This window comes from Microbulbifer sp. S227A, assembly GCF_049800935.1.
On the sequence record NZ_JBNAFZ010000045.1, the window covers coordinates 1 to 2,579 of the forward strand.

Consider the following 2,579-nt stretch of genomic DNA (forward strand, 5'->3'; position numbering starts at 1 on the left):
TAAAGCAGTTCCAGTTTACGTAGAAGCATATCCGGCCTCGCAAAAGTAGTTCCAGCATTCTTGCGGGGTGTAGAGGTCACAGATTTCACTGAGGGCTTCGAACAACCCTGTGAATGAGCGCGCTCCAATGCGTCTCAGGTGGGCTTTGAGTTTCGAGAAGGCCATCTCGATTGGGTTCAGGTCCGGGCTGTAGGGCGGCAGAAAGAGGAACCAGCAGCCGTGTTCGCCCAGAAGCGCCTCGGCCTCCTTGTTGCGGTGCGTGGCCAGGTTGTCGAGGATGACGGCGGTGCCGGGTTCGATCTCGGGGATCAGCACGTCGCGGATGTAAGCGACAAAGGCGGGGCCGTCCATCGCCCCTTTAATGACCCATGGCGCGATCAGGTCGGATGGCCCCAGTCCGGCGATCAAGGTCTGGGTTCCCCATGACCCAAACGGCGCAGATGCCGTCAATCTCGTCCCGCGCAGGGAGCGCCCCCGGAGGCGTGTCAGGTTCGTTTTGACGGAGGTTTCGTCAAGAAAGACAACGCGTTCAGGCATCGCGCTGATCGCCGGAACACGATGGGCAAACCAATCCGCCCTTGCGCGTCTTACCTTTGCGCGCTTGCGTTCATCCGCAATGAGGCTCTTTTTTTGTACGAGTATCCCAGCCGCCTGAGCGCTTGATCGATACCAGAGACTGATGCGCTCACATCATGTGCATCGGCCAAGGCCCCCTGCAATTCCCTGAGCGTGATGTCCGGGTCCTGATGGATCAGCTCGATGAGAAAATCGAGGTGCGGAGCCAACCGCCCATGACCGGTATTGCGCGGGTTGTCGGCGGGTGTCAGGCGCAATCCGCGTTTGAGCCTTTGAGACAAACGCGAGGCGGAGGCCGCCGAAATCATCAGACGGCGCGCAATCTCGCGGCCCGTAAGGCCTTGAGCAAAGAGCACCTCAAAACGGGCACGAATATCGGCGGAAAGCGGGTTAGGCATGAACTGATCCTCCTGAACAGGATGAATCAGAAAACTCACCTCATGGGAACCCCCTTTGATTCAACAAAAGCTGGAACTGCTTTAATAAAGACAAGGGGTTGCGGTTTATTCTGCAACCCCTTGTTTCTTTCTGAATTGGCTTGTCACCGGATTTGTCACCGCCTTCACCCGTACCCCTGTTTCAAAATCGTTCCGCCTGAAAATGAACCTTCGGCGCGGGTGTAGAGCATCGACGGTCGAAAATCATTCGAACGCCCCCCCGGTGGGGGATCGCGCAGCGCCTATTTGTGTTGCCAGTTATCTCTGGCCAAACGGCAGCGCGGGAGAGGCATATGTGATTGAATCCGTGCCGTCTGATAGCCCTAGCGTAGGAAGTGACTTTAGGAGCGACGCAGCGGCATTAGGTTCGCGAGTGTAGACCGCCAGCCGATCTTCTAACCCTTGCGACCCAGGATGCCGCCCGCCTGCATGTACGGCATATTCACCGGGACCAAGGTTGTCGGCCAACCATTTGTGCAACGCATCTAGGTCGCGACCAAAACCGTCACCGGGAACACGCAGGTACACGCCGACCGGGAACGCCGCGTCATCGATCTTGCGTTGAGGTATGGTGCGTCGACTCATGTCAAGAACATACAGGGAACACTTGTCGCTGAGCAAGGTCGCCCGTGCAAGCTTTCACCCCGACAGTTGAGTGCGCCATCAGGTGGAACTGAATTGGCTAGGGGGTAAATACGCGATATGTGGGGGGCCTTGCTGCCTAAATCAGTTTCTGAGCGGAGTTCCCCTTTCCCCGGACGGACTTATCCTACGGCCACTGTGACGGGTATGCCAAGCGCGGTGTAGCCATTCGGCACGGCCATGCGGACCTGCAGCTCCGCGACCTGGCGGTCGAAATCTTGAGCCATCAGTGACTGGCCAAGCAGCTTGATACAGTTCATCTTGCTTTCGACCCGGCTCTGACGGTGACACCCGCTCCATCCACTGCCCGGCAGGCGCATCCGCAGGATGCTGCCGAGAGGGGTCGCCAGATGGCTCGGCCCAGGTACTTCGAAGCACGCAGAGCTTCGTTGCGTGCGACGGCACCTGGGCTCGTCGGCTTCCATGGTTTGGCGTTCTGGCGTGGCGGGATGACCGCGGCGGCAGCGCGGGCGGCAATCGCTTCATGACATTTGCGCGTGTCGTAGGCGCCATCGGCGGTCACGGAACCGATCTGCTCATCAGCCGCAATCTGGTCCAAAAGCTCGGGCAAGATGGGCGCATCGCCAATGTTGCTGCCCGTGACTTCGACGGCCCGGGCCTCCAGTGTTTCCTCATCAATACCGATGTGTACCTTGCGCCAGATACGCCGTTTGGGGCCACCGTGCTTGCGCGCGTTCCACTCTCCTTCGCCCTCGGCCTTGATACCTGTGCTGTCGATCAGCAGGTTCAGCGGACCCGCACCGCCACGGTACGGGATCGCCACATTCAGCGTTCGTTGACGGCGACACAGGGTGCTGAAGTCCGGGACTTTCCAGTCAAGCGCTGCCAGACGCAACAGGCTTTCGACGAACCCTGTCGTCTGCCGAAGGGGCATGCTGAACAGCACCTTCATCGTCAGACACG

General features: G+C 59.1%; 1 protein-coding gene and 1 pseudogene. Both read right to left on the reverse strand.

Annotation, left to right across the window (positions count from 1 at the left end):
• Window positions 1-15 precede the first annotated feature (15 nt).
• Window positions 16-974, reverse strand: a protein-coding gene (locus ACP15R_RS27360; protein WP_424985805.1) for an IS630 family transposase whose coding sequence is annotated in 2 segments (ribosomal slippage) — window positions 16-630 and window positions 633-974 — 957 coding nt in all. Because the reading frame shifts where the segments join, the coding sequence is not laid out codon by codon here.
• Between the two features lie 803 nt (window positions 975-1,777).
• Window positions 1,778-2,579 (reverse strand): annotated as a pseudogene (locus ACP15R_RS27365) (IS5 family transposase); the annotation flags it as partial.